This is a genomic window from Paucibacter sp. PLA-PC-4, assembly GCF_026241155.1.
Classification (GTDB): domain Bacteria; phylum Pseudomonadota; class Gammaproteobacteria; order Burkholderiales; family Burkholderiaceae_C; genus Roseateles_E.
On sequence record NZ_JAPFGP010000003.1, the window covers coordinates 253,577 to 276,827 of the forward strand.

General features: G+C 65.4%; 20 protein-coding genes. 10 read left to right on the top strand and 10 right to left on the bottom strand.

Annotation, left to right across the window (positions count from 1 at the left end):
* The first annotated feature begins 125 nt into the window (after nucleotides 1-125).
* From OOZ63_RS06185 to OOZ63_RS06200, 4 genes are all read left to right on the top strand, one after another.
* Nucleotides 126-923, top strand: a complete 798-nt coding sequence (locus tag OOZ63_RS06185; protein WP_266004545.1) for a DUF2726 domain-containing protein — start codon at nucleotides 126-128, stop codon at nucleotides 921-923.
* A gap of 62 nt (nucleotides 924-985) precedes the next feature.
* Complete coding sequence (locus OOZ63_RS06190; RefSeq protein WP_266004546.1) at nucleotides 986-2,005, top strand: serine/threonine protein kinase; 1,020 nt, start codon at nucleotides 986-988, stop codon at nucleotides 2,003-2,005.
* A gap of 119 nt (nucleotides 2,006-2,124) precedes the next feature.
* Nucleotides 2,125-5,439, top strand: coding sequence for a hypothetical protein (locus OOZ63_RS06195; RefSeq protein ID WP_266004547.1), 3,315 nt, complete (start codon nucleotides 2,125-2,127; stop codon nucleotides 5,437-5,439).
* A 9-nt stretch (nucleotides 5,440-5,448) separates the two neighbouring features.
* Nucleotides 5,449-6,015: a hypothetical protein gene (locus OOZ63_RS06200; RefSeq protein ID WP_266004549.1), complete on the top strand. Its 567-nt coding sequence runs from the start codon at nucleotides 5,449-5,451 to the stop codon at nucleotides 6,013-6,015.
* On the opposite strand, the gene OOZ63_RS06205 is transcribed toward OOZ63_RS06200, so the two are convergent.
* From OOZ63_RS06205 to rsmI, 7 genes are all read right to left on the bottom strand, one after another.
* Nucleotides 6,002-6,370 carry a hypothetical protein gene (locus OOZ63_RS06205; RefSeq protein ID WP_266004550.1) on the bottom strand — a complete coding sequence of 123 codons (369 nt, stop codon included), beginning with the start codon at nucleotides 6,368-6,370 and terminating at the stop codon, nucleotides 6,002-6,004. The two genes, OOZ63_RS06200 and OOZ63_RS06205, sit on opposite strands and share 14 nt — an antisense overlap.
* Before the next feature lie 19 nt (nucleotides 6,371-6,389).
* On the bottom strand, nucleotides 6,390-8,270 hold the full coding sequence (gene htpG / locus OOZ63_RS06210) for a molecular chaperone HtpG (protein WP_266004720.1): 1,881 nt from the start codon (nucleotides 8,268-8,270) through the stop codon (nucleotides 6,390-6,392).
* Between the two features lie 90 nt (nucleotides 8,271-8,360).
* Complete coding sequence (locus OOZ63_RS06215; protein WP_266004551.1) at nucleotides 8,361-8,672, bottom strand: hypothetical protein; 312 nt, start codon at nucleotides 8,670-8,672, stop codon at nucleotides 8,361-8,363.
* Nucleotides 8,673-8,717: 45 nt separating this feature from the next.
* Entirely contained in the window at nucleotides 8,718-9,842 is a 1,125-nt protein-coding gene (locus tag OOZ63_RS06220; RefSeq protein WP_266004552.1) for a 3-deoxy-7-phosphoheptulonate synthase, read from the bottom strand.
* Nucleotides 9,843-10,075: 233 nt separating this feature from the next.
* Nucleotides 10,076-11,539, bottom strand: coding sequence for a metalloprotease TldD (gene tldD / locus OOZ63_RS06225; protein ID WP_266004553.1), 1,464 nt, complete (start codon nucleotides 11,537-11,539; stop codon nucleotides 10,076-10,078).
* A 40-nt stretch (nucleotides 11,540-11,579) separates the two neighbouring features.
* Nucleotides 11,580-12,947 (bottom strand): TAXI family TRAP transporter solute-binding subunit, encoded by a 1,368-nt coding sequence (locus OOZ63_RS06230; protein ID WP_266004721.1) that lies wholly within the window; start codon nucleotides 12,945-12,947, stop codon nucleotides 11,580-11,582.
* A gap of 27 nt (nucleotides 12,948-12,974) precedes the next feature.
* Nucleotides 12,975-13,895, bottom strand: coding sequence for a 16S rRNA (cytidine(1402)-2'-O)-methyltransferase (gene rsmI, locus OOZ63_RS06235; RefSeq protein ID WP_266004555.1), 921 nt, complete (start codon nucleotides 13,893-13,895; stop codon nucleotides 12,975-12,977).
* Between the two features lie 401 nt (nucleotides 13,896-14,296).
* Between rsmI and OOZ63_RS06240 the strand changes: the two genes are divergently transcribed.
* Nucleotides 14,297-14,869, top strand: coding sequence for an SIS domain-containing protein (locus tag OOZ63_RS06240; protein WP_266004556.1), 573 nt, complete (start codon nucleotides 14,297-14,299; stop codon nucleotides 14,867-14,869).
* A gap of 31 nt (nucleotides 14,870-14,900) precedes the next feature.
* Complete coding sequence (locus OOZ63_RS06245) at nucleotides 14,901-15,548, top strand: BON domain-containing protein (RefSeq protein ID WP_416234695.1); 648 nt, start codon at nucleotides 14,901-14,903, stop codon at nucleotides 15,546-15,548.
* 21 nt (nucleotides 15,549-15,569) lie between these two features.
* Here OOZ63_RS06245 and OOZ63_RS06250 read toward each other — a convergent pair whose 3' ends face one another.
* From OOZ63_RS06250 to OOZ63_RS06260, 3 genes are all read right to left on the bottom strand, one after another.
* Nucleotides 15,570-16,469: an NAD(P)-dependent oxidoreductase gene (locus OOZ63_RS06250; RefSeq protein WP_266004558.1), complete on the bottom strand. Its 900-nt coding sequence runs from the start codon at nucleotides 16,467-16,469 to the stop codon at nucleotides 15,570-15,572.
* 22 nt (nucleotides 16,470-16,491) lie between these two features.
* Nucleotides 16,492-17,628, bottom strand: a complete 1,137-nt coding sequence (locus OOZ63_RS06255) for a PilT/PilU family type 4a pilus ATPase (RefSeq protein ID WP_266004560.1) — start codon at nucleotides 17,626-17,628, stop codon at nucleotides 16,492-16,494.
* An 86-nt stretch (nucleotides 17,629-17,714) separates the two neighbouring features.
* Nucleotides 17,715-18,758, bottom strand: a complete 1,044-nt coding sequence (locus tag OOZ63_RS06260; RefSeq protein WP_266004561.1) for a type IV pilus twitching motility protein PilT — start codon at nucleotides 18,756-18,758, stop codon at nucleotides 17,715-17,717.
* A 27-nt stretch (nucleotides 18,759-18,785) separates the two neighbouring features.
* On the opposite strand from OOZ63_RS06260, the gene OOZ63_RS06265 reads away from it, so the two are divergent.
* The 4 genes from OOZ63_RS06265 (at nucleotide 18,786) to OOZ63_RS06280 (ending at nucleotide 23,251) form a co-directional block, all read left to right on the top strand.
* Complete coding sequence (locus OOZ63_RS06265; RefSeq protein WP_266004562.1) at nucleotides 18,786-19,484, top strand: YggS family pyridoxal phosphate-dependent enzyme; 699 nt, start codon at nucleotides 18,786-18,788, stop codon at nucleotides 19,482-19,484.
* A gap of 63 nt (nucleotides 19,485-19,547) precedes the next feature.
* Nucleotides 19,548-20,246, top strand: coding sequence for a c-type cytochrome (locus OOZ63_RS06270; protein WP_416234696.1), 699 nt, complete (start codon nucleotides 19,548-19,550; stop codon nucleotides 20,244-20,246).
* Nucleotides 20,243-21,517: a cytochrome c gene (locus OOZ63_RS06275; RefSeq protein ID WP_266004563.1), complete on the top strand. Its 1,275-nt coding sequence runs from the start codon at nucleotides 20,243-20,245 to the stop codon at nucleotides 21,515-21,517. Before OOZ63_RS06270 ends, OOZ63_RS06275 begins: the two co-directional genes overlap by 4 nt.
* A 177-nt stretch (nucleotides 21,518-21,694) precedes the next feature.
* The gene (locus OOZ63_RS06280; RefSeq protein WP_266004565.1) at nucleotides 21,695-23,251 is read left to right on the top strand and encodes a methyl-accepting chemotaxis protein; all 1,557 of its coding nucleotides are present in this window, start codon (nucleotides 21,695-21,697) and stop codon (nucleotides 23,249-23,251) included.

Below are 23,251 nucleotides of genomic sequence, written 5' to 3' on the forward strand. Positions count from 1 at the left end.
CATCGCCCGCGCCTACCCCGTTTCCGGGGGTAGGCCCGGGGTTGCGTGTCACAATATTCAGTTACATTCAGCTGAATAAGCGCTTGATTAGAGGCGCATCCCCACTCATCGAGATCACGAGGGACATGCAAACCACCGTTCCGTGGATCATCGCGCTGGTCTTTGCCTGCGGCTTCGTCGCGCTGGCCCTGCTGTGGGTCTGGCGCCGGCCCAGCCAAGGCGCCAAGCCGCTACCCAGCGAATGGGCCCTGAGCGCTCGCCCGGTCTTCAGTACCGATGAGCGGCGCGTCTATCGCTTGCTCAAAGAAGCCCTGCCTCACCACGTCATCCTGTCCAAGCTGCCCCTGGTGCGCTTTTGTCAACCGACCGAGGCCAAGCAGGTGCGCTACTGGTTTGATCTGCTCGGCGCCACCCATGTGACTTTTGCGATTTGCAGCCCCAATGGCCGCGTGCTTGCGGCCGTGGACCTGGATGCGGAGCGCAATGCCTCCAGCCGCAGCCTGCAGATCAAGCAGTCGGTGCTGGGCGCCTGCCGGGTTCGCTATTTGCGCTGCCCGATCGATAACCTGCCGAGCGCGGCCGAGTTGCAGTTGCTCGTGCCCTTCAGCAGCAGCGCCTCGCGAGGTCCCCAGCCCGCACCGACACCAAGTTTGGCGCCGTCTCGCCCCAGCATCAGCAGCAAGACACCGCGCCGCAGCAGCCGCGAGAACCTCTGGCAGGACTCGGCCGTATTCCACGACTCTTTCTTCGCACCTGACAGCCGCTACGACAGCGTCGCCGTCACCCGCAGCGAAACACGGCCCGGCTTTCGCAACAGCCGCCCCTTCGGCGAGCCGCTGAGCGCCGACTCCCAGTACCCGGACGAGGCACCGAATGACATCGTCGGGGTGGTGGTTGACACGCCCCGGTACGGTCACCGTTAAGCTGCGGCACCGGCCACTTCGCTGCGGCGCCTGCCTCCGGCTCGGCGCCGCAGCCGTTTTTGATGAGCACTGACCACGATTTCAGCTTTGGCGACCTGACCCCCGAGTTCATGCTGGATGCACTCGATGCCGTCGGCCTCTATGGCGACGGCCGCATGCTGCAGCTGAACTCCTATGAGAACCGGGTGCTGCAACTGCATTTGGAGGACGGCCGTGTGGCGGTCGCCAAGTTCTACCGACCCGGGCGCTGGAGCGACGAACAGATCCTGGAGGAACATGGCTTCGCGCAGGAACTGGTCGACGCTGAGGTGCCGGTGGCCGCGCCGTGGGTGCTGGGCGCCTCCACACTGAGCCATTACCGTGGCCAGCGCTTCGCAGTCACCGCACGCCAGGGCGGACGCGGTCCGGAGTTGGAAGACCCCGAAGTGCTGACCTGGATAGGCCGCCTGCTGGGGCGCATCCATGGAATCGGGCGGCAACGGCCGTTCTCGCACCGGCTTCGCTGGGACAGCGCTCAACCCGGCCTGATCGCGCGCGATTGGCTATTGGCGCATGACAGCGTCCCGGTGGAAATCCAGCCGGCCTGGAGCGCTGTCGTGCAGCAATGCCTAGACGCGATCCAACAGGCCTTCGACGCGATTGCTGGTCTGCAGACGCTGCGCCTGCATGGCGACTGCCATCCCGGCAACATCTTGTGGACGCCCGACAAGGGACCACACTTCGTCGACCTCGACGATGCAGTGACCGGCCCGGCCGTTCAGGACCTGTGGATGCTGCTGTCCGGCGATGCCCTGAGCATGCGCCAGCAGCTGGCCTGCGTGCTCGAGGGCTATGAGACGGTGGCCGAGTTCGACCGCCGCGAGCTGGCTCTGATCGAGCCGCTGCGCACCCTGAGGATGATCCACCACAGTGCTTGGCTGGCCAGGCGCTGGGGCGACCCGGCCTTCCCGCAGGCCTTCCCATGGTTCGGTACCCCGAACTACTGGAACGATCAGGTGGCCAAGCTGCGGGAGCAGCTCTCGGCGATGCAGCCGCCCGAGGCACCGTCGATTCCCGACGAGGATTACCAGTTTCTGGACTGACGCCGCACGCCTGCGAACCTAGGGGGACGACGTGTTCTGGGAATTGACACCGCTGGCCGGCCACCGCTACACCATGCCCTCATGCCAACAGCAGCGCCAGCTGCTCAGGGAGGGTTCATATGCAACGCTGGTCTCGACTTCTCGGCCTTTGCTCACTGGCCTGCTGCGCCGCCTTCGCGCAAACCAAGCCAGTCCCTGGCCTGCATCAACCGCGCTCGGCAGCCACCGCTTCGCCAGCAGCAGCACCGGTCAAGCGCAGCGCAGCGCCGATGGCCGCGACCATAGAGAGCGGTCGGGTCTGCACAACGATTGACTTCGAAGGCGTCGGCAATCTGGCAGCCGTCCCCCCGGTGGCCGGCATCACCACGCCGGGCTGGCTGGGCATCATCGACTTTGATGCGGGAGGCACCGGCAACTTCGCCAACGAGCCGTCGCCGCAAACGATCGCGTTCTGGCTCGGTGGCAATGCGTCGCAACGCGATATCGTGTTGGCCAATCCGGCCTCGAAGGCCGAATTCTATTTCTCTTCCTTCGTCAACGTCCGTGTGACCGCCTTTGACGAAGCCGGTGTCGAGCTGACCAGCGCCCTCGGTTTGCCCAACTACAACACCGGCACCGGCGATCCGAACGGCAGTTTCAACCGATGGGACCCGATCAAAGTCGAAGTCGAGGGCAACAAGATAAAAACGGTGCGTGTCACCGGCAATACCGACCAGACCGGTATCGACAACCTGAAGATCTGCACCACGATAGGTATCGAGGCCGTCGAGGTCACGCAGGCGATCCAGCAGTACCAGTCGATCAAGGACTTGAAGGCCAGCCTGCAGGCGGGACGTGAAGCGCCGGTCCCCGTCATCGCCGGCAAGCCGGCCGTCGTACGGGTCTATATGAACAAGGTTGACAATGTCACCCCGGTGACGGTCAAGCTCAGCGGCGCAGTCAACCAGACCCGCCAGTTGGTACTGCAACCACAATGCGGCGCCGAAGATCAGCGACGCCAGCGCAATGGCTGCCAATCGCTTGACTTCTACTTCTCTCCTCCCGAGGGCGACTGGGATCTCAACGCCAAGGTGCTGGACAGTGCCGGCAATGTGCTCGAGTCGCATGACCTGCCCTTCAAGAGCCGCAAGACGGATGCGCTGGTACTGAAGGCCGTGTCGATCTGCGAGGCCAAGGACGCGGCCGGCAACTGGCTGTGCGCGGCAGCGAACACGCTTGCCGGCAATATCGGGGTGCTGCGCAAGCTCGCACCGACCTCATCGGTCACCGTGCAGGTCACCAACAGCTTTGTCAGGCGCGATGTCGCAACCTTCCCCTCGGTCGACAACTGGTGGCCGGTCGCGATCAAGGACGTTAATGATCTCTATGGCCTGTTCGACGGCATCGGCGATCTGTTCGGCACCCACACCGTCTACTACGGCATGATCCGGCCCGCCCTGCCCGGTGGCACCGGAGGTATGGCCCACGAGATCCCTGGCCGCGGCGCCGGCAGCCGCACCAGTGCGATCCGACTTGGCACCGAGACTGTGACCGAGGTGGTCGCGCACGAGGTTGGGCATACGCTGGGCTTGCGCCACACCAACACAGATGTGCCAGTGGCCGGCGCGGCGCCTCCGGGCTGCTACAACAAGGCCGTCGACGGCGCCACAGACTGGCCGTTTGCCAACAATCGCATCCAAAGCGCGGCGCGTCTGGAAGTCGGCTTCGATGTCGCCACACGCAAGCCGCTGGACCCGGACAACACTTATGACATCCTCAGCTACTGCGTACCGCGCTGGATTTCGCCGCAGCGCTACAAGACCGCGATCGCCGCACTGAGCGGCGGCGTGGTCACCAGCGCCAGCGTCACGCCCTCCCGAGCCCGCAGCACCATGACGAACACCGCCATCCGCAGCCCGCTGCAAGCCGTCGGCGGCTACTGGACCATCTCCGGCACTTTAATGGCCGCAGGCGTGCAGTTCGATGCCTTGTTCGAGGACGTGGCATCTGGTCCCGCCGGCGCCGGCACCGGCAGCCACAGGGTCGAAGTCCAGAGCGCAGCCGGCGCGACCCTGGCGCTGCGGCGCTTCACCCCGACGCGCTCTCACAGCGAAGGTCTGGGACCCGACATCGAAGGGCCGGCCAGCTTCTTCGCACTGCTGCCGATCACTGCCGGCGCGGCACGCATCGTCGTGTTCGATGCCGCCAATCTGCCGATAGGCAGCCTCGATCTCGGCGGCGACAAGCCTGTGGTCACCATCGTGCAGCCCGGGGGAGGTGTGCTTAGTGGGCCGCAGCGCATCGAGTGGACCGTCAGCGATGCCGACAGCACCGGCCACACCGCCAAGGTCTATTACTCACCCAACAACGGAACGGTCTGGTCGCAGATAGCCGCGGTCAGCGACAGCGCCTCTCTGACCGTGGACTTCGACCTGCTGCCGGGCGCGCAGGGCACGGGTCGGCTGATGGTGTCGGTATCCGATGGCATCAACTCTGGCTCCGCGCTGTCCGAACCCTTCAGCGTGCCGCGCAAGGGACCGAGCGCACTGTCCATCGTCTCGCCGCTGGCTAATCAAGCCTTCCCGCCTGGCGTGCCTGTGACCCTGGAAGGCCTGGCTTATGACGTAGATGACGGTATGCTGGACGGCGGCGCAGTGAGCTGGCAGTCCAATATCGGTGGCCCGCTCGGCAATGGTGCACTGCTGACCACGGACAAGCTCGCGAAGGGTTCGCACATCCTGACGATGACGGCCACCGACCGCGACGGCAACGCAGCCACGGCCACCACCACCGTCCACATCGCCGGCGCCGCGCCGAGCCTGAACCTGAATGTCAGCGGGCTCGATCAGTTGCCGACGACCTGTGTCGAAGCCACGATAGACCCAAAGATAGAGACCGGCAGCGTGGCGCTGAAGAGCGTCGAGTACAGCTTGGACGGCGGGCTCCAATGGACTGCGATTCCTCTGAATCGCCTGCCCTTCAAGCTGCTGGTGCCGGGCAGCGGCTTCATCCATCTGGTAGTTCGCGCCTATGACATTGCCGGCCAGTCGGCGGCCAAAGACGCCAAGTTCTTCATCAACTCGGCCTGTGACCAGGGCGGCCCGCCGCGCCTGGCGGGCACCGTCGTTGCCCAAGGCTTTGCCGCCACAGGCATCTACTTCATCGATGTGCAGCTGAGCAATAGCGGCCTGGGCCTGGCCCAGGCTATCCAGATCAAGGCCGTACGCCCCCGCACGCTGTCCGGCAGCGGCACGGTCAGCTACAACGGCGCACTGTCGCCGGCGCTGCCGATCACCGTGCCCGACTTGACGATGGGGCAGTCCAGCATCGTGCGGCTGCACTTCAATGTGCCGGCCTCAGTGACGCGCTTCAGCGTCGTCGAGGACGGTGTGATGACGGACAAGTTTGGGCGGGTTTTGAACTTCTCCATCTCGCAATCGGTCATTCCCAAGTAGGAGATCTGCATGACGACACACCACGTCGCCCGTCGACTGTCAGCCGCCCGCTCCGGGCTCGGCGCCCTCGCCTTCGCGACCCTACTGCTGGGAGCTCCCGCCGCATGGGCCCAGCAATGGAGCGCGGCCACCACGCCGCTCGATGGCAATATCGCCGGCACGGCCGGTGCCCGCATAGGCTGGGGCTACCAGATCGACAACCAGGAGGCTACCAACTGGTTGGTACTGACCGGCCTCAGTGCCGATGCCGTCCAGCATGCGGTGGCCGACTCGTTGTTCGATCTGCCAATCATCGCCCCTGGCGCTTCGGCCACGACGGCCTATGCCGGCGCCACCGGGCTCTACGCGCTGACCTGGGATGCGAACGCGCCGGTCGGCTTCGTCAACTTCGGTAGCTTCGTGCTCAGCGCCGAGTGGTGGGACGGCGACCCGCTCGCTGGCGGCCAGTTTCTGGCATTGGCCGACGATATATCGCTCAACTACTCGGCCGTTGTGACCCAGGTGCCCGAACTGCCACCCGCCGCAATGCTGCTGCTGGGCCTGGTGGCCCTGCGGCGGCGATTCAGCCGGGCTTGACAAGCACGGTCAGCGTATCGGAGCTTGATGCACAGACATCGAGCAAATTCTGGCCGGCGCGCAGCGTCGGGCGACCGGTGGCGCGCACCAGGTCGCCGACCTGGATGCGCAATCCCTGCGCGGTAACCTCGCTGCTGGCGCAGCGACGCTCGCCCTCACCGGGGTGGTAGAGCACCTGCCAAAGGCTCGCGTCGACCCTCACGGTCAGCAGGCACGCGCCGTCGCGCTCACAGCCACGGCTGTTCTCCAGCACCTTGCCGACGATGACCTGCGGCGCCGAAGCATCCGCAGCCGAGCTCGGGTCCAGTCCCAGCAGCAGCAGGGCCAGACAAAGAGACGGGGCGGTGGCCCTCATCGTATCGGCCCGGTGGCGTTCAGCCGAGCAGCATCGCGTTGACGCGCTTCACATAGGCGGCCGGATCTTCCAGATGGCCGCCCTCGGCCAGCACCGCCTGATCGAAGATGACGTTGGCCAGATCGTCGAAATGCACGCTGCTGTCGAGCTTCTTGACCAGCGCGTGATCTGCGTTGATCTCCAGGGTCGGCAGCGAGCTCGGCGCCGCCTGGCCGGCCTGCTTCAGCAGACGCGCCAAATGGCCGCTCATATCGCCTTCCTCGACGACGATGCAGGCTGGCGAGTCGACCAGCCGGGTGCTGATGCGCACATCCTTGGCACGGTCCTTCAGCGAGGCCTTCAGGCGGTCCAGCAGCGGCTTGTTGGCTTCGGCGGCTTCTTCAGCTTTCTTCTTCTCGTCCTCGTCCTGCAGCTTGCCCAGGTCGATCGCGCCCTTGGCCACCGACTGCAACGGCTTGCCCTCGAACTCGTACAGATGAGAGAGCATCCACTCGTCGACGCGGTCGACCAGCAGCAACACTTCGATGCCCTTTTTGCGGAAGATCTCCAGCTGCGGGCTGTTCTTGGCGGCCTGAAGTGAGTCGGCGGTGATGTAGTAGATCGCGTCCTGGCCGTCCTTGGCACGGCTCAGGTAATCCACCAAGGACACGCCCTCATCGGCATGCGTGGACGCAAAGCGCAAGAGCTTGGCCAGGCGCTCCTGGTTCTGATGGTCCTCGCCAATGCCCTCCTTCAGCACCGAACCGAAGTCCTTCCAGAAGTCCGCGTACTTGACCTTCTCGGCCGCGTCCTCGCTGTCGGCCAGCGCCTCCAGCATCGAGAGCACGCGCTTGGTCGAGCCTTCGCGGATCGCCTTCACGTCTCGGCTTTCCTGCAGCAGCTCGCGCGAAACGTTCAGCGGCAGATCGGCCGAGTCGATCACGCCCTTGACGAAGCGCAGATAGACCGGCATCAGCGCCTCGGCATCGTCCATGATGAAGACGCGCTTGACATAGAGCTTGACGCCGCCGCGCTTGTCGCGATTCCACAGATCGAAGGGCGCCTTCTTCGGGATGTAGAGCAGTTGGGTGTATTCGCTGCGGCCCTCGACGCGGTTGTGCGTGTAGGCCAGCGGCGCCTCTTGGTCGTAACTGATCTGCTTGTAGAACTCTTCGTACTGCTCTTGTGTGACCTCGCTCTTGCTACGGGCCCACAGCGCCGAGGCCTTGTTGACCGGCTCCCAGGCTTCGGTCAGGACCTGCTCGCTCTTCTCGGCGTCCCACTCTTCCTTGCGCATCAGGATGGGCAGGGAGATATGGTCGCTGTACTTGCTGATGATGGACTTAAGGCGCCAGGTCTTCAGGAACTCTTCCTCGCCCTCGCGCAGATGCAAGATCACATCGGTGCCGCGACCGGGCTTGCTGATGGTCTCGACCTCGTAGTCACCAGTGCCTTCCGAGCTCCACCGCACGCCCTCTTGCGGCTTCAGCCCGGCGCGGCGAGTCTCGACCGTGATGCGGTCAGCCACGATGAAGCCGGAATAGAAGCCCACGCCGAACTGGCCGATCAGATTAGCGTCCTTCTTCTGGTCGCCCTCGAGCTTGGCCATAAACTCGCGCGTACCGCTCTTCGCGATCGTGCCCAGATGGGCAATCGCCTCCTCGGCACTCATGCCGATGCCGTTATCGCTGATCGTGACGGTCTTGGCGGCCTCGTCGAAACTGACGCGCACCTCCAGATTTGGCGTGTCCTCGAACAGCTCGGCCTTGTCCAGGGCTTCGAAGCGCAGCTTGTCGCAGGCATCCGAAGCGTTGGACACCAGCTCGCGCAGGAAGATTTCCTTGTTGGAGTACAGCGAATGGGTGACGAGGTGCAGGATCTGCTTGACCTCGGCCTGGAAGGAATGGGTTTGCTTTTCCATCATGGCTTGTCGATATCGGTAAGAGAAAACGGCAAGAGCGCCGACAGCGCCCCTCATCTGGGGACGCCGCGGCGCTCTTTCAAGAGGAACTTAGTAAGACAGGCTCAGCTTCGGGATGTCAACGCGCAGCAGCGCCTTGCTCAGCGCGCCGCTGGCCGCGCGAGCATAGTCCAGCGCGAACGCGGCATCATCGAAGGCCTCAGGCCCGACGGCGGCGGCCACTCCGAGGATTTTGTCGGCGATCAGAACTTTGCCGGCGCCTCGCATTGGCTCGCAGCCGTTCTTGACGAACTGCTCATCCAACCAGAGACGGGCAGCCTCGAAGGACAGGACTTCACTGGCGTCGACCACCAGATTGATTTCCTTGTCCGGGCCGAACACGATCTTGACTTCGCTGCGCATCGCTTGCTCCTTGTGGCTGCGCCGATTTTCGCTCAGCCGCAAGAACTATTTGCGACTCGCCTTGACCGCAGCGCTCAAGACCTCCAGGACTTCCAGCGAGTCGTCCCAGCCCAGACAGGCATCGGTGATGCTCTTGCCGTACTCCAGCTTGGACGGATCATCCTTGCCCGGGCTGAACTTTTGGGCGCCGTCGTGCAGATGGCTCTCGACCATTACACCGAAGATCTGCTGGCTGCCCGCGCCCATTTGCGCCGCAATATCGCGCGCCACATCGAGCTGGCGCTTGTGCTGCTTGCTGCTGTTGGCGTGCGAGCAGTCGATCATCAAGGTGTCGTCCAGCTTGGCGGCCAGCAAATCCTTGGCGGCGGCGGCAACATGCTCGGCGTCGTAGTTGGGCGTCTTGCCGCCGCGCAGGATCACATGGCAGTCCTTGTTGCCCTTGGTTTCGACGATGGCCACCTGGCCATTCTTGTGCACCGACAGGAAATGATGCGGCCGGGCCGCCGCCTGGATCGCATCGGTGGCGATTTTGATATTCCCGTCGGTGCCGTTCTTAAAGCCGATGGGCGCGGACAGGCCCGAGGCCAATTCGCGGTGCACCTGGCTCTCAGTGGTGCGCGCGCCGATCGCACCCCATGAGATCAGATCACCAATGTACTGCGGCGAGATCACATCGAGGAACTCGCTGCCGGCCGGCATGCCCAGGCGGTTGATCTCCAGTAGCAGTTGGCGAGCGATGCGCAGACCTTCGTCGATGCGGTAGCTCTCGTCCAGATAGGGATCGTTGATCAGGCCCTTCCAGCCCACCGTCGTGCGCGGCTTCTCGAAGTAGACCCGCATCACGATCTCAAGCGTGTCGGCATACTTCTCGCGCTGCTTCATCAGCCGGCGCGCGTACTCGACCGCCGCGGCCGGGTCATGGATCGAGCAGGGGCCGATGATGACCAGCAGGCGGTCATCCTTGCGCTGCATGATCTTGCGGATATTGGCGCGGGTGCCGCTGATCAGCTGCTCCATCGGCGTGCCAGAGATCGGGAAGAAGCGGATCAGATGCTCAGGTGGCGGCAGCGGCGTGACATCGCGAATGCGCTGGTCATCGGTCTCGCTGGTCTTGTCCTGGGGCGAGTACCAGCGCTCGGCCTGATGCTGGGAGGTCGTCTTGGCGTTCATTGGGCTTGGCTCTTTCCGTTGCTGATCCGTGGGACGAAAAAAAACCGCCTGGGCTGAGCCCGGCGGTTTTTAGAGATTCGTTGCGTTTGACTTGCTTACGCGTTCGCCTCTCCGCCGCCGGTGCGGTGCGAGAACCAAAAGAAAGCAAAGTAAAACTTCGGCGAATGCATGGCACTGAATGTAGCACGGCGGCTTAGGCGCCGCCGTCGCGTCAAAACGTCAGCAAGCCCTGGTCAGGCCGTCCCGCCCACCGTCAGCCCATCGATGCGCAGCGTCGGCTGACCCACGCCCACCGGCACGCTCTGGCCTTCTTTGCCGCAGACGCCAACGCCGGTGTCCAGCTGCATATCGTTGCCAATCATCGTCACACGCGTCAGTGCATCGGGGCCATTACCGATGATGGTCGCGCCCTTAACCGGGTACTGAATCTTGCCGTTCTCGACCCAAAAGGCTTCGCTGGCCGAGAAGACAAACTTGCCGGATGTGATATCCACCTGGCCACCACCGAAGTTGGTCGCGTACAAGCCCTTCTTGATGCTGGCGATGATCTCCTGCGGGTCCTTGTCGCCACCCAGCATATAGGTATTGGTCATGCGCGGCATCGGCACATGGGCATAGCTCTCGCGCCGGCCGTTGCCGGTCGGCCCGACCTTCATCAGGCGCGCATTCATCGCGTCCTGGATATAGCCCTTCAGGATGCCGTCCTCGATCAACACATTGCGCTGCGAGGCGCAGCCCTCGTCGTCGACATTCAGCGAACCGCGGCGGTCCGGAATGGTGCCGTCGTCCAGCACCGTGACGCCCTTGGCGGCGACGCGCTGGCCAATGCGGCCGGCAAAGACGCTGGAGCCCTTGCGATTGAAGTCGCCTTCCAGCCCATGACCGACGGCCTCGTGCAAGAGCACACCGGGCCAGCCCGAGCCCAGCACCACGGTCATCTCGCCGGCCGGGGCTGGGCGCGACTCCAGATTGGTCAGCGCCGCCGTGACGGCCTGATCCACATAGCTGGCGATCATTGTGTCGCTGAAATAGGCCAGGCCGAAGCGCCCGCCGCCACCGCCGCTGCCCACCTCGCGCCGGCCGTTCTGCTCGGCGATCACGGTGATAGACAGCCGCACCAGCGGCCGCACATCGGCCGCAAGCGTGCCATCGGCACGAGCGATCAGCACCACCTCATGTTCGGCCGCCAGGCCAGCCATCACCTGGGCCACGCGCGGATCCTTGGCACGCGCCATCTTCTCGGCGCGCTCAAGCAAGGCGACCTTCTCGGTGCTGTCAAGGCTGGCGATAGGGTCGGCATCGCCGTAAAGCGAGCGGCTGCCCGACACCACCGGTGAGGACGGGACCTTGACCTTCTTGCTCTGCCCGGCCGCAGCAATCGTGCGCACCGTGCGGGCCGCGTCCATCAGCGCCGCTTCGGAAATATCGTCGGAGTAGGCAAAAGCCGTCTTCTCGCCGGCCACCGCCCGCACGCCCACGCCCTGATCAATGCTGAACGAGCCGCTTTTGACGATGCCCTCTTCCAAGCTCCAGCCCTCGGCGCGGGTGGTCTGGAAATAGAGATCGGCGTCATCGACGCGATGCTCGGTGATCAAACGCAAGGCCTTGGCCAGATCCAGCTCGCTGAGGCCGTAGGGCTCCAACAACTGGCTGCGGGCCGCCACCAGGCGGGCAAGAGTGGGTTCGCGAGAGATCATGGTGGGCATTGTAGGAGCGAGCGGCCTAGCTCCACCGACCTCAGCGGCGCAGACCCTTGCGCACCAGGTGGATATGGTTACGCAGCGCGTAGAGCTCGTCGGTGTAGGACAGCGGCACAACGATCTTGCCGACCTTCTCCTCCAGGCTGTCGAGCTCTTGCAGCAGCGCGGGCGCAGCGGTTGGGTCGGCCTCCGCTCGCGCCTCAATCTCGCGCAGCTCGCCATACCAGCGGAACACCCGCGAGCGGATACGGAAGGCATAAAGCGGCGGTACCACGCGGGACAGCGGCAGCAGCACCGCAATCAAGATACCCATCACCAGCCACATGCGCTCCACCAAATTTGCGATCCAAAACGGAAGATAGCGCTGCAGCAGCGGCGCCGGCTCATTGATGGCACGTTCGCCCTCCTTGGCAATGGGCAGCTCGCTGTGGCGGGTGTTGGGGTATTCGCGCGCCCGGTTGAACCAGCCGGCCCCGCCGTGGATGGACTGGGCGTTCTGAGCGAACAGCTGCAGCAGCGCCGGGTGCGTGCCCTCGCGGGCCAGCAGCGAGGTGGTCGAGGCCACAAGGCGCACATCGTCGGATGGAATATCGGCGGCCAGATCGACGACCCCGCGCGGCAGGGTCTCGGGCGTCAGAAAGGCAAAGCGGCGCGCATAGGCCTCGCTCTGCGCGAAATCCATCAGGCGCACGCCCGGCGTCTGCAGCAGCATCTGCACCATCAGCGACTCGGGCGCCGAGGCGAAGACCAGCGCATCGAGCTCGCCGTTGAGAAAGGCCACGGTGGCCGGCGTTTGCGCCAGGTGCGAGAGTCGCACCGTGGACGGCTCCACCTTGTTGAGCGCCAGCAGCTTGTTGACCAGGCTGGGCACACCGCTTCCTTCGGTGCCGACATTCACGCGCAGGCCCTGCAACTGCGCCAGGCTGCTGAGTCGCGCGTCACTCGTGGTGGCCGCCTTCGCAGCCTTGGCGCCGCCCAAGCCAGCCGCCACTTTCCGGGCGGTGTCTGCGCGATAGAACAACCAGACCGGCTCGACGAACAGGCTGCCCAGCGAGAGCAGTTCTTGGCCCTCCTGCTGCACCACGCCGGGCTCGGCCGTGCCGCCCTGCACGAAGCCCAGATCGGCCCGACCTTCGCGAAGCAGCTGGAGATTGGCCGCTGAGCCCTCGCTGGGCAGCAGCAGGACCGCTATGCCATCGGCGGCCAGCGCCTTGGCATAGCGCTTGCCAAACTCCTCGTAAGCGCTCTGCGCCGGGCCGGTGGCTAACGTAACGCGCTTGGGCGGGTTGGGATTCAGCCACCAATAAGCCAGCACCAACAAGGCCACCGCCAGGATGGCGAAAGGCCCCGCCGACAGCATCAACACGCGAAGCGACAGCAGCGCACCGCGCAAGGCCTGAGGCATCTGACGAGCCGGCGGCACAGGCATCACTCAGTCCTCACGGGCCTTTTTGATTACCAGCGCCGCCTCATAGAGCCGGTTGCGCGAGGCGCCGCTCAAGTCCGAGGCCAGCGCCACCGCCTGCTTCAGCGGCAGTTCGGCCAGCAGCAAGGTCAGCGCACGCTGGGCTTCAGCAGGAATGTCGCCCTCAGCCGCGGCCCTGGCCGGGATCGCGTGCAGCACGAGCACGAACTCGCCGCGCTCGCGCTGCGCGTCGGCCGCCAGCCAGCCCGGCAGCGCGGCGGCGGCGTCGGTGTGCACGGTCTCGAACTGCTTGGTCAGCTCGCGGCAGACGGTGACCTGCTGCTCGGGGCACAACTCGGCCAGCAGATCGATCAGCGCCTTGATGCGGTGCGGCGCCTCGAACAGCACCTGGCTTCGCGGGCTGCCGGTCAGCGCTTGCAGCGCCGTGCGGCGCTCCATCGCCTTGGTCGGCAAAAAGCCGGCGAACTCGAAGCCGTGCGCGGTCGCATCGCCGGCCACGCTCAGCGCCGCCACAGTGCTGCTGGCACCGGGCACCGGAAAGACGCGCAGGCCTGCAGCGGCCGCAGCCGCGACCAGCACCGCGCCGGGGTCGGAGATGGCCGGCGTGCCGGCGTCGGAGATGTAGGCGATGCGCTCGCCGGCCTGCAGCCGGGCGATCAGCGCCGCGCTGCCCTGATGCTCGTTGTGCTGGTGCAGCGCGATCAGCGGCTTGTGCAGGCCCAGATGGCGCAGCAAGCCAGCGCTGACCCGCGTGTCCTCGCAGGCTACTGCGTCGACCAGGCTCAGTACATGGGCGGCGCGGAAGGTCAGGTCCGCCAGATTGCCGATCGGCGTGGCCACCACATAGAGCGTGGCTGCGGGATACTGCTGGCCACCGGCCGCTGCGGCGGCCGCCTGCAGCAGCAGGGAGGCATCGATGTTCGACAAAAAGGGCTCTCCCAATAGAAGCGGGGACACTGCCAAGGACCGGGCGGCTGCAGCATCTGCAGCAGCAAGGCCTGCAGTTGCTGGTGCGCAATTATCGGGTTGCCGCCATGACCAGCGCCCGGGCCGGCGAGGTGGAGCTGATTGTGCTTGATCGCCACGGCACCCTGGCCCTTGATGAGATGCGTCCCCGCGGGCCGGCCTATCGCATGACGGCGCGGCCGCCAGCGTCCCCTCCACCAAGCCACGTCGCCTACCCTGTGCGGCGCGCAGGGATCTGATGCGTGATGCCTCGCCACCGCCCTGCCGCTTCGATGGCGTCGCACTGGACGGCGAGACCATCGTATGGCGCCTGCCGCCGTGGACGCGGGCTAGGCGTTTTCCCTGGCTTATGATCCGCCTCAATGCTTGAACAACGGATCCAACAACAATTCTTCGAGAGCGCCGACCTACAGTACCAGGTGGCCGAGAGCCTGTCGCGGCCGCTGGCCGCCGCAGCTCAAATGCTGGTGGACGGCATCACCGCCGGCGGCCGGGTATTGTGCTGCGGGCTAGGGCTGTCGGATCTGGACGCCCGTTACATGGCCGCGCTGCTGGTCGGCCGCTTCGAGCAGGAGCGCCCCGGTCTGGCGGCATGGAGCCTGGACGCGCTGAGCCGCCAGGTCGATGCCACGGCCGCACTGACCCGCCAGATCCAGGCCCTGGGCCATCCCGGTGACATGCTGCTGCTCTTCGAGGCGCAGAGCGCCACCCGCGCCACCCATGGCGCCTTGCTCGACGCCGCCCATGCGCAAGAGATGAGCGTGATCGCGCTGACCAGCAATCTGGACGAAGACCTGCGTGGCGCCCTGCTCGATACCGATGTGCAGATCCGCGTGCCTCACAGCCGCGCCGCCCGGGTTGCCGAAGCACACCGTCTGCTCTCGCATTGCCTGTGCGATGCGGTGGACCTGCAATTGCTGGGTGCCGGTGAGTGAGCCGCACCCAAACCCTAGCCACTGGAAAGCTATGAAGCCGTTCTTGCCAAAATCCCAATCGCTGGCGCGCCGCGCCGCTGTGCTAAGCGCCCTTGGCGCAGCCCTGCTGAGTAGTGCCTGCGCGCCGCTGATACTGGGCGGCGCGATGGTGGGAGGCGTGATGATGAGCACCGACCGGCGCACATCGGGCACGCAGATCGAAGACCAGGGCATCGAGTTGAAGGCCGGCGCCCGGCTGCGCGAGCAGCTCGGCGAGCGCGCGCACATCAACGTCAACAGCTACAACCGCATCGCACTGCTGACCGGCGAGGCGCCCACCGAGGCCGACCGCGAGGCGGCCGAGCGCCTGGTGGCCCAAGTCGAGAACGTCACCCGCGTTCTCAATGAGGTCAGCGTGGCCGGCAAGAGCTCGCTGACCAGCCGCTCCAACGATGTGCTGATCGCGAGCAAGGTCAAAGCCAGCCTGGTCGATGCCCGCGACCTGATCTCCAATGCCTTCTACGTCGTCGTCGAGCGCGGCACGGTCTACATCATGGGCCGCGTCACCGAGCGCGAAGCCACCCGCGCGGCCGAGATCGCACGGGGCGTCAGCGGCGTGCAGAAGGTCGTGCGCGCGGTTGAGTTGATCAGCGAGGAAGAGCTGGCCCGAATCACCCCGAAGCCGGCACCGACGAAGTAGCTCGGCACCTGGCGAAGAGGGCTACTTCAGCCGCTTGATCAGACTGGAGGTGTCCCAGCGACGGCCGCCCATCGTCTGGACATCGGCATAGAACTGGTCGACCAGGGCCGTCACTGGCAGCTTGGCGCCGTTGCGGCGGGCCTCGTCGAGCACCAGGCCCAGGTCCTTGCGCATCCAGTCGACCGCGAAACCGAAGTCGAACTTGTCGTCGACCATGGTCTTGCCGCGGTTGTCCATCTGCCAGCTCTGGGCCGCGCCCTTGCCGATCACGTCCAGCACCTGTTTCATGTCCAGGCCGGCCTTCTGGCCGAATGCAATGGCCTCCGACAGGCCCTGCACCAGGCCAGCGATACAGATCTGATTGACCATCTTGGCCAGCTGACCGGCACCCGACGCACCGACCAGAGTCACGGCCTTCGCAAAAGCCAGAGCCACCGGCTGGATGCTCGCGAACGGCGCGGCATCGCCGCCGCACATCACCGTCAGCGCACCATTGACCGCGCCGGCCTGGCCGCCCGAGACAGGCGCGTCGACGAACTGCAGGCCGGCGGCCAGCGCTGCGGCGTAGAGCTCGCGCGCCACCTCGGCCGAGGCCGTCGTGTGGTCGACAAAGATAGCGCCGGCTCGCATGCCGGCGAAGGCCCCGTCGGCGCCGAGGACTACCGCACGCAAGTCATCGTCATTGCCGACGCAGGCGAACACGATGTCGGCGCCGGCAGCGGCGGCCACCGGCGTGGCTGCCACGCTACCGCCGTACTCCAGCGCCCAGGCCGTGGCCTTGGCGACCGTACGGTTATAGACCGTCACGGCATGGCCGGCACGGGCCAAATGGCCGGCCATGGGATAGCCCATGACGCCGAGGCCAAGAAACGCCACGTTGCGCGGCGGGATGGGTTCGTAGTTGCGGGAGGGTGCGTTCATGCACCCAACTCTAAACGATGGCTCAGATAATGGTCAGATGCTCAGTGCCTGACGACAGGTCGCCGGAGCGGGCCCGTTCGCTGTTGAGCTTGATCTGCAGGCGCAAATCGTTGACCGAGTCGGCATTGCGCAGCGCGTCTTCATAGGTGACCTTGTTGGCCTCGTAGAGATCGAACAGCGCCTGGTCGAAGGTCTGCATGCCCTGCTCGCGCGAGCGCTTCATGATTTCCTTGATCTCGCCGACCTCGCCCTTAAAGATCAGATCCGACACCAGCGGCGTGTTCAATAGGATCTCGACCGCCGCGATCCGGCCCTTGCCCTCCTGGCGCGGCAGCAGGCGCTGGGAAACCAGCGCGCGCAGATTCAAAGACAGGTCCATCAGCAACTGGCTGCGCCGCTCCTCCGGGAAGAAGTTGATGATGCGGTCCAGCGCCTGGTTGGCGCTGTTGGCATGCAAGGTGGCCATGCACAGATGGCCGGTCTCGGCGAAAGCTACCGCATGCTCCATGGTCTCGCGGTCGCGCAGCTCGCCCATCAGGATCACATCGGGCGCCTGACGCAGCGAGTTTTTCAGTGCCGATTCCCAGCTGTCGGTGTCGATACCGACCTCGCGCTGGGTGACGATGCAGTTTTTGTGCGGGTGGACGAACTCGACCGGATCCTCGATAGTAATAATGTGGCCGAAGGTGCTTTCGTTGCGGTGGTCGACCATGGCCGCCAGCGATGTGCTCTTACCAGAGCCGGTGGCACCGACCACGATGACCAGACCGCGCTTGGCCAGCACCACGTCGTTGAGGACTGCCGGCAGCTCCAGCGAGGCGATCGTCGGCAGCGTGGCCGGAATCGTCCGCAAGACCAGGCCCACATTGCCTTGCTGCAAAAAGGCATTGGCGCGAAAACGGCCGACACCCGCCGGCGAGATTGCAAAATTGCATTCCTTGTTGCGCTCGAACTCGGCCGCCTGTTTGTCGTTCATGATCGAACGGGCCAGCTGCAAGGTGTGCTGGCCGGTCAGCGGCTGCGGCGAGACCTTGGTGACCTTGCCGTCAACCTTGATCGCCGGCGGGAAGTCCGCGGTCAGGAACAGATCGGACCCTTTGCGCGAGATCATCAGGCGCAGCAGGTCGTTGATGAATTTCGAGGCCTGATCGCGTTCCATGATGTCCTGCAGTTGGTTCTATTGCTGAAAAAGCTCTACCGACACTCAACTGGCTGCGCCACATGAGTGTCGAGAAACTTCTCGGGCTAACCCGGAAAATTCTCAGGGAACTTCGCCTTGGAACGTGCCTCGGCAGGCGAGATGATGTTGCGCCGAACCAGATCGGTCAGATTCTGGTCCAGGGTCTGCATACCCTGGCTGTTGCCGGTCTGGATCGCCGAGTACATCTGCGCGACCTTGTTCTCGCGGATCAGATTGCGGATCGCCGAGGTGCCCAGCATGATCTCGTGTGCAGCGACGCGACCAGTACCGTCCTTGAGCTTGCACAGGCTTTGCGAGATCACCGCCACCAGCGACTCCGACACCATCGCCCGTACCATTTCCTTCTCGGCTGCCGGGAACACGTCGACGATACGGTCAACGGTCTTGGCCGCCGATGAGGTATGCAGCGTTCCGAACACCAGGTGGCCTGTCTCGGCCGCGGTCAGCGCCAGCCGGATGGTCTCCAGATCGCGCATTTCGCCGACCAGCACGCAGTCCGGGTCTTCGCGCAGCGCCGAGCGCAGCGCGTTCGCAAAGCTCAGCGTGTGAGGGCCAACCTCGCGCTGGTTGACCAGGCTCTTCTTCGACTCGTGGACGAACTCGATCGGGTCCTCGATGGTCAGGATGTGGCCGTACTCGTTTTCGTTCAGGTGGTTGACCATGCCGGCCAAGGTGGTCGACTTGCCCGAACCGGTCGGCCCGGTCACCAGCACCAGGCCGCGCGGCTTCAGCGCCAGCTCGGCAAAGACCTTGGGCGCATTGAGCTGCTCCAACGAAAGAATCTTGGACGGAATGGTCCGGAATACGGCGCCGGCGCCACGATTCTGATTGAAGGCATTGACGCGAAAGCGCGCAAGGCCCTGGATCTCGAAGGAAAAGTCGACCTCCAGCGTTTCCTCATAGGCTTTGCGCTGCGAGTCGTTCATGATGTCGTACACCATGTCGTGCACCTGGCGATGCTCCAGCGCCTCAACATTGATGCGGCGCACATCGCCGTGGACCCGGATCATCGGTGGCAAACCGGCCGAGAGGTGCAAGTCGGAGGCCTTGTTCTTGACCGAGAATGCCAGCAGTTGGGTGATGTCCATAACTCGAACGAATTAGCGTGGGCCATTATGGCGACGATCTCCAAGAACTTACAACAGCTGCAAGAGCGCATTGAAACGGCCTGTCAGGCTGCCGGCCGGCCCGTGCAAAGTGTCACGCTGCTGACGGTCAGCAAGACGTTTTCTGGCGACGCGGTGCGCGAGGCCTTCGCAGCCGGCGCACACCGCTTCGGTGAGAACTATGTCCAGGAGGGACTCGACAAGATCGCCGAGCTGGGAGATCTACGCTCGCAGATCGAGTGGCATCTGATTGGGCCCTTGCAAAGCAACAAGACCCGGCTGGTGGCTGAGGCCTTCGACTGGGTGCATAGCGTCGACCGCCTCAAGACTGCGCAGCGCCTGTCGGACCAGCGCCCCACCGCGATGGCGCCGCTGCAGATCTGTCTGCAGGTCAATATCAGCGGCGAGGCCAGCAAGAGCGGGGTCGCGCCGGCCGAGCTGCCGGCCCTGGCTCGCGCCGTGGCGGCGCTGCCACGCTTGCGCCTGCGCGGCCTGATGGCCATCCCCGAGCCCGCCGCCGACCTGCAGGCCCAGCGCGCGCCGCACCGTGCGCTGGCGGGGCTGCTGGCCGAGCTCAACCGGCAAGGCTTGGCCCTGGACACCTTGTCGATGGGCATGAGCACCGACCTGGAGGCCGCGATCGCGGAGGGTGCCAGCATCGTGCGGATCGGCACAGCCATCTTTGGCGGCCGCGCTGCCGCCATCTGAACGGGTAGTTTGCCACTCATCTGATCCTTCTCAAGGCGGCCGTCAACCGGCAGCATCAAGCCCATGTTTGCCCTGCCCTCAAGACTCTTCCTGACCCTGATGCTGGTCGCCGGCGCAGCTGCGGCGGTGCCGGTGCCGCCCGTCGAAGACAGCATCGCCCAGCGCGCCCAGGCCTGCACCCTGTGCCACGGCAAACAGGGCCGCGCCGCCGCCGACGGCTACCACCCGCGCCTGGCCGGCAAGCCGCAGGGCTATCTCTACAAGCAGTTGCTGAATTTTCGCGACGGCCGGCGAGACTACGGTTTGATGAGCGATCTGATCGCCCCGCTGTCCGACGCCTATCTGCTGGAGCTGGCCGGCCATTTCGCCCGGCTCGACCTGCCCTATCCGGCACCACAGGCCCCAAGCGTGGACTCCGCCACGCTGGCACGCGGCCGTGCGCTGGTGCTGCAGGGTGATCCGCTGCGCAAGCTGCCGGCATGCGTGCAATGCCATGGCGAGAAGCTCAGCGGCGTTGAGCCCTTCATCCCCGGCTTGCTGGGACTGCCACGCGACTATCTCAACGGCCAGCTGGGTGCTTGGCGCAGCGGCCAGCGCCGCGCGGTCGCACCCGACTGCATGGGACATATCGCCCGGCAGCTCAAAGTCGAGGAGATCAATGCCGTCTCGCAGTGGCTGTCCGCCCAGCCCATGCCGCCCGGCAGTAAACCCGCAGCGGCACTGCCCGCGCCGCTGCCAATCGCCTGCGGAGGCCTGCAATGAGGCTCCGCCCTAAGCGTGGGGCGATGATCGGCGTGCTGCTCGGCACGCTGGCCGCCCTACTGGTTGGAGCCCTGGCCTACGTGCTGAACCCCGAGGACGCGGACGAGCCAGCGGCCGGCCCGCTCGTGATGACGCCGGCCCTGGTCGAGCGTGGCGCCTATCTGGCCCGTGCCGGCAATTGCATGGGCTGCCATACCGCGCGTGGCGGCCAGCCCTATGCCGGCGGCCGCGCGATACCGACCCCATTCGGCGCCGTGTTCTCGTCGAACCTGACCCCCGATGCCGCTACCGGCCTCGGCTCATGGAACGCAGAGCAGTTCTGGGCCGCGCTGCACAGGGGCCGCGGCCGCGATGGCCGCCTGCTGACGCCCGCCTTCCCCTACACCAACTACGCGCTGGTGACCCGTGCCGACAGCGACGCGCTCTACGCCTATCTGCAAAGCCTGAGCCCGGTCGCGCAGCCCCATCGGGCTCACGAGCTGCGCTTCCCTTACAACACCCAAGCGGCGCTGGCGGTCTGGCGCGCGCTGTACTTCCGCCCGGCCGTGTTCACGCCCGAGCCTGAGCGCAGCGCCGAATGGAATCGCGGCGCCTATCTGGTCGAGGGCCTGGGCCATTGCAATGCCTGCCACGCGCCGCGCAACAGCCTGGGCGCGATCACCAACGCGCGGGACCTGAGCGGCGGCGCGCTGCGCGAGCTGGGCTGGTACGCGCCCTCGCTGCAGGACCCGGCCGAGGCCGGGGTGGCCGGTTGGAACCCGGTCGAGCTGCGCGACTGGCTCAAGCACGGCCGCAACGAGCGCGCCAGCGCGCTAGGCCCGATGAGCGAGGTGATACTGGGCAGCACCCAGCATCTGGACGAGGCCGACTTGCGCGCAATGGGCACCTATCTGCAAGCCCTGCCCCCTCAGAGCAAGGCCCGACCCCGGCAGCCCAAGCCCGACCCGGCCTTGCGCGAGCTGGGCGGCAAGCTCTACGAACAGCACTGCGCCAGCTGCCACGGCGAGCAGGGCGCAGGCGTGGCCGGCATCTATCCGGCCCTGGCAGGCAACCGCACGGTGACGATGGGGCCGAGCGACAACCTGCTTCGCGTGATGCTGCGCGGCGGTTATGCCCCTGCCACCGCCGGCAACCCACGCCCATTCGGCATGCCACCCTTCGCCGGCGTGCTGAGCGACCGCGAACTGGCGGCCATCGCCAGCCATCTGCGCAATAGCTGGGGTCACCGCGCCGGCGATGTGACGCCGCTGGACGTGCTGCGCGTCAAATGACCGACAAGACCTGACCCCATGAAAACCCTTGGTTTCGAGGTGTAACTGCGGCCTTTGTCACGGCCTTGCGCTGAGCTTACAAGCCCCCCCCTCAATTGAGGGTCATTGGCACCGATAGTCCGGCCACGCCACGTCCCGAGTGGCGTCCAAACCAATGACTAATCGAGGGATCTTCCAATGAAGTTTCTGTCACAGCTGCGCATCAGCCAGCGCCTGGCGGTGAGCTATGCCCTGCTGGTGCTGCTCATGATCGCGATCGGCAGCTTCGGCGCCGGCAACGCCAACCGCCTGGCCCAGGACCTGGACAGCACGGCCAACACCAGCCTGGTCAAGATCGCCAGCGCCAACGCGCTGGAGAGCAACGTCAACATCATTGCCCGCGCCGCCCGCGATCTGATCCTGCTGGACGAGGCGCGCCAGATCAAGCGCCAGAACGCGGCCATCGACGCTGCGGTGCTCGACACCGAGAAGCAGCTCGGCAGCCTTGGCGCCGGTGACGATGCCAAGGAGAAGGAGCTGATCTCCCAGGTGCGCGAGCGCGAGGCCAAGTTCATGGCCTCGGTGGCGAAGTTTCGCAAGGTGGCCGAGGCCGGCAATCCGGATGAGTCGCGCGAGAGCCTGATCACCGATGTGCGCCCGACCCAGCAGGCCTACCAGGACGGGCTCAAGAGCCTGATTGATCTGCAGTTCGAGAACGCTCGCAACCTGGCCGTGTCCGGCGGCGAGCTGGCGCGCTCCTCAATACTGATCACGGCGCTGCTGGTGGCGGTAGCGGCAGCGATCGGCCTGGGCGGCGGCTGGGCCATCGCCCGCTCCATCGTGCTGCCGGCCCGCAAGGCCCAGCAGGCGGCCCAGGCCATCAGCGCCGGCGACCTGACGCAGACCATTGTGGTCGACAGCAAGGACGAGCTCGGCGAGATGCTTCTGGCGATGCGTGAGATGCAGTCGGCCTTGTCGGGCGTGGTGCAGAGCGTCAGCTCGGCCGCCGGCGAGGTGGCGCACAGCTCGGGCGTGATCGCCGGCAGCAACATCGACCTGTCCGACCGCACCGCTCGCTCGGCCGCCAGCCTGCAGAACACCGCCGCCTCGGTCGAGCAGATCGCGTCCAACCTCAACGGCGCCAGCGAGCTGACCCGCAAGGCCTCCGGCATCGCCGCCAAGGCGCGCCAATCGGCCTCGGCCGGCGGCAGCGTGGTCGCCAAGGTGGTGTCGACGATGGAAGAGATCAGCGCCAGCTCCAAGAAGATCGGCGACATCATCGGTGTGATCGACGGCATCGCCTTCCAAACCAACATCCTGGCGCTGAACGCGGCCGTGGAAGCGGCCCGTGCGGGCGAGCACGGTCGCGGCTTCGCGGTGGTGGCCAGCGAGGTGCGTTCGCTGGCCCAACGCAGCGCTACCGCTGCTAAGGAAATCAAGGTGCTGATCCAAGAATCGTCCGTCAAGGTCGAGAACGGCACCAAGTTGGTCGACAACGCCGGCGTGACGATCCGCTCGGTGGTCGACGAGGTCAACAACATGGGTCAGCTGATCGAAGAGATCTCGCACTCGGCGCAGGAGCAGGCCGCCGGCGTCGGCGTCGTCAACAACGCGATGAGCGAGCTGGACCGTACGACGCAACAGAACACCACCCTGGTCGACGAGCTCAGTCGCTCCACCGACGAACTCAAGCAGAGCTCGACCAGGCTGCTCGACGCAGTCGGCTTCTTCCGCGCCGAGCCGGTCGCAGCCTGA

Bases quoted from the DNA above. Each gene is read 5' to 3' on its own strand.
- OOZ63_RS06250 (WP_266004558.1), bottom strand. From the start codon at position 16,469: ATGAACGCACCCTCCCGCAACTACGAACCCATCCCGCCGCGCAACGTG.
- OOZ63_RS06275 (WP_266004563.1), top strand. From the start codon at position 20,243: ATGAGGCTCCGCCCTAAGCGTGGGGCGATGATCGGCGTGCTGCTCGGC.
- OOZ63_RS06185 (WP_266004545.1), top strand. From the start codon at position 126: ATGCAAACCACCGTTCCGTGGATCATCGCGCTGGTCTTTGCCTGCGGC.
- OOZ63_RS06270 (WP_416234696.1), top strand. From the start codon at position 19,548: ATGTTTGCCCTGCCCTCAAGACTCTTCCTGACCCTGATGCTGGTCGCC.
- OOZ63_RS06265 (WP_266004562.1), top strand. From the start codon at position 18,786: ATGGCGACGATCTCCAAGAACTTACAACAGCTGCAAGAGCGCATTGAA.
- OOZ63_RS06215 (WP_266004551.1), bottom strand. From the start codon at position 8,672: ATGCGCAGCGAAGTCAAGATCGTGTTCGGCCCGGACAAGGAAATCAAT.
- htpG (WP_266004720.1), bottom strand. From the start codon at position 8,270: ATGGAAAAGCAAACCCATTCCTTCCAGGCCGAGGTCAAGCAGATCCTG.
- OOZ63_RS06240 (WP_266004556.1), top strand. From the start codon at position 14,297: ATGCTTGAACAACGGATCCAACAACAATTCTTCGAGAGCGCCGACCTA.
- OOZ63_RS06260 (WP_266004561.1), bottom strand. From the start codon at position 18,758: ATGGACATCACCCAACTGCTGGCATTCTCGGTCAAGAACAAGGCCTCC.
- tldD (WP_266004553.1), bottom strand. From the start codon at position 11,539: ATGATCTCTCGCGAACCCACTCTTGCCCGCCTGGTGGCGGCCCGCAGC.
- OOZ63_RS06195 (WP_266004547.1), top strand. From the start codon at position 2,125: ATGCAACGCTGGTCTCGACTTCTCGGCCTTTGCTCACTGGCCTGCTGC.
- OOZ63_RS06220 (WP_266004552.1), bottom strand. From the start codon at position 9,842: ATGAACGCCAAGACGACCTCCCAGCATCAGGCCGAGCGCTGGTACTCG.
- OOZ63_RS06280 (WP_266004565.1), top strand. From the start codon at position 21,695: ATGAAGTTTCTGTCACAGCTGCGCATCAGCCAGCGCCTGGCGGTGAGC.
- OOZ63_RS06230 (WP_266004721.1), bottom strand. From the start codon at position 12,947: ATGCCTCAGGCCTTGCGCGGTGCGCTGCTGTCGCTTCGCGTGTTGATG.
- OOZ63_RS06255 (WP_266004560.1), bottom strand. From the start codon at position 17,628: ATGGAACGCGATCAGGCCTCGAAATTCATCAACGACCTGCTGCGCCTG.
- OOZ63_RS06245 (WP_416234695.1), top strand. From the start codon at position 14,901: ATGAAGCCGTTCTTGCCAAAATCCCAATCGCTGGCGCGCCGCGCCGCT.
- OOZ63_RS06205 (WP_266004550.1), bottom strand. From the start codon at position 6,370: ATGAGGGCCACCGCCCCGTCTCTTTGTCTGGCCCTGCTGCTGCTGGGA.
- OOZ63_RS06200 (WP_266004549.1), top strand. From the start codon at position 5,449: ATGACGACACACCACGTCGCCCGTCGACTGTCAGCCGCCCGCTCCGGG.
- OOZ63_RS06190 (WP_266004546.1), top strand. From the start codon at position 986: ATGAGCACTGACCACGATTTCAGCTTTGGCGACCTGACCCCCGAGTTC.